The following is a 3,079-nucleotide window of genomic DNA, read 5'->3' on the forward strand; positions in this document are numbered from 1 at the left end:
TTGAACCAAGAAAATTGCATATACAATCAAAAACGAGAACATCGTAAAATCAAATCTTCAAATTTAAATTTAAGATTACAATTTCAACGAATAGATCGTAAGGTCAAGTTAGAAAGAGCATCCGGTGGATGCCTTGGCACCAAGAGCCGATGAAGGACGCGATAAGCTGCGAAAAGCTGTGGGGAGTGGCAAATACACATCGATCCACAGATTTCCGAATGGGGAAACCCGCTGAGACAAACTCTCAGCATTCATGCGTGAATTCATAGCGTATGAAAGGAATACCGGGGGAACTGAAACATCTAAGTACCCCGAGGAAAAGAAAGAAACCTCGATACTCCAAGTAGCGGCGAGCGAACGGGGTAGAGCCCAACTTGAGATACGGCATATGTAGCGAGCAGAACGATTTGGAACAATCGACCATAGTGGGTAACAGTCCCGTATGCGAAGTGAAGGTATGCTACTCTAAACGAGTACCACAGGGCACGTGAAACCCGGTGGGAATATAGGGGGACCACCCCCTAAGGCTAAATACTCCTTGGTGACCGATAGTGCATAAGTACCGTGAGGGAAAGGTGAAAAGAACCCCGGGAGGGGAGTGAAATAGAATCTGAAACCGGATGTTTACAAGCAGCGAAAGTGGTTTCGTACCACGATCGTGTACTTTTTGTAGAACGGGCCAGCGAGTTATGATTTTCAGCAAGGTTAAGATGTTATGCATCGAAGCCGCAGCGAAAGCGAGTCTGAACAGGGCGAAGAGTTGTAGGTCATAGACCCGAAACCGCGTGATCTATCCATGGGCAGAGTGAAGTTGAAGTAAAATTCAATGGAGGCTCGAACCGGGTAACGTTTAAAAGTTATCGGATGACCTGTGGATAGGGGTGAAAAGCCAAACGAACGCGGAGATAGCTGGTTCTCCTCGAAATAGCTTTAGGGCTAGCCTGGAAGGCAATGTCTCGGGGGTAGAGCACTGAATGGTCAAGGGACTTTACCAAGTTACCGCGACCTATCAAACTCCGAATACCGAAGACAGTATCCTCCGGAGTCAGACTATGTGGGATGAGCTTCATAGTCGAAAGGGAAACAGCCCAGACCACCGGCTAAGGTCCCAAAATTCGTGTTAAGTGGAAAAGGATGTGGAGTTACTGAGACAACTAGGATGTTGGCTTAGAAGCAGCCATACATTGAAAGAGTGCGTAATAGCTCACTAGTCAAGTGACTCTGCGCCGAAGATAACCGGGGCTAAACACGATACCGAAGCCGTGGAATCCGTAAGGATTGGTAGAGGAGCATTGTGTGCGCGACGAAGCAAAAACCGCAAGGTATTGTGGAGTGTACAGAAGAGAGAATGCTGGCATGAGTAGCGAGAGGTGAGTGAGAATCTCACCCGTCGAAAACCCAAGGTTTCCTGAGGAAGGCTCGTCCACTCAGGGTAAGTCGGGACCTAAGGCGAGGCCGAAAGGCGTAGTCGATGGACAACAGGTGGAGATTCCTGTACCGGCAAACGCAATGAAGATGTGGGGACGCAGAAGGATAAGCGCAGCGCCCGGTTGGTGAGGCGTGCAAGCACCAAGGATGAGAAGTAGGCAAATCCGCTTCTCGTGAAGTCTGACGTGTGATGCGGATCGAAAATAAGTAGAGAAGGAGCCGAATCCATACTGCCAAGAAAAGCCACTATTCGCGTATTGTCGCCCGTACCGTAAACCGACACAGGTAGGTGAGGAGAGAATCCTAAGACGAGCGGAAAAACCTTTGTTAAGGAACTCGGCAAAATGACCCCGTAACTTCGGGAGAAGGGGAGCCATGGAAACATGGCCGCAGTGAAAAGGCCCAAGCGACTGTTTACCAAAAACACAAGTCTCTGCGAAGTCGAAAGACGAAGTATAGGGGCTGACACCTGCCCGGTGCTGGAAGGTTAAGGGAAAAAGTTAGCGCAAGCGAAGCTTAGAACTGAAGCCCCAGTAAACGGCGGCCGTAACTATAACGGTCCTAAGGTAGCGAAATTCCTTGTCGGGTAAGTTCCGACCCGCACGAAAGGTGTAACGATTTGGGCACTGTCTCAACAAAGGATCCGGTGAAATTGTAGTAGCGGTAAAGATGCCGCTTACCCACGACAGGACGGAAAGACCCCATGGAGCTTTACTGCAGGCTGATATTGGATTTCGGAATGGACTGTACAGGATAGGTGGGAGACAGAGAACGAAGCACGCCAGTGTTTCGGGAGTCGCCCTTGGGATACCACTCTATTCATTCTGGAATTCTAACCTACTTCCGTGAATCCGGAAGAGGGACACTGTCAGTTGGGCAGTTTGACTGGGGCGGTCGCCTCCCAAAAAGTAACGGAGGCGTTCAAAGGTTTCCTCAGCACGGACGGAAATCGTGCGAAGAGTGCAAAGGCAAAAGGAAGCTTAACTGCGACACCGACAAGTGGAGCAGATGCGAAAGCAGGACTTAGTGATCCGGTGGTACCGCGTGGAAGGGCCATCGCTCAACGGATAAAAGCTACCCTGGGGATAACAGGCTTATCTCCCCCAAGAGTCCACATCGACGGGGAGGTTTGGCACCTCGATGTCGGCTCGTCTCATCCTGGGGCTGAAGCATGTCCCAAGGGTTGGGCTGTTCGCCCATTAAAGAGGCACGCGAGCTGGGTTCAGAACGTCGTGAGACAGTTCGGTCCCTATCCGTCGTGGGCGTAGGAAATTTGAGAGGATCTGTCCTTAGTACGAGAGGACCGGGATGGACAAACCGCTGGTGCATCAGTTGTCATGCCAATGGCATAGCTGAGTAGCTAAGTTTGGAAGGGATAAGCGCTGAAAGCATCTAAGCACGAAGCCCCCCTCGAGATGAGATTTCCCTCATATGATAAGACCCCTTGTAGCCTACGAGGTAGATAGGTCTCAGGTGGAAGTACAGCAATGTATGCAGCTAAGAGATACTAATCGGTCGAAGACTTGACCAAAATAGATTGTATATGCGACTTGGTTCGTCCGGTGACGATAGCAAGAGGGACACACCTGTACCCATGCCGAACACAGAAGTTAAGCCTCTTAACGCCGATGGTACTTGGTTGGTAACGACC

General features: G+C 50.1%; 2 rRNA genes. Both read left to right on the forward strand.

From position 1 onward, the window contains the following. The first annotated feature begins 101 nt into the window (after positions 1-101). Positions 102-2,959, forward strand: a 23S ribosomal RNA gene (locus WKT05_RS10500). Between the two features lie 27 nt (positions 2,960-2,986). Next, positions 2,987-3,079: ribosomal RNA gene (gene rrf / locus WKT05_RS10505) — 5S ribosomal RNA — on the forward strand; the annotation flags it as partial.

The organism is Peptoniphilus sp. HCN-40583 (assembly GCF_037892835.1).
In the GTDB taxonomy this organism is placed as follows: domain Bacteria; phylum Bacillota; class Clostridia; order Tissierellales; family Peptoniphilaceae; genus Aedoeadaptatus; species Aedoeadaptatus rachelemmaiella.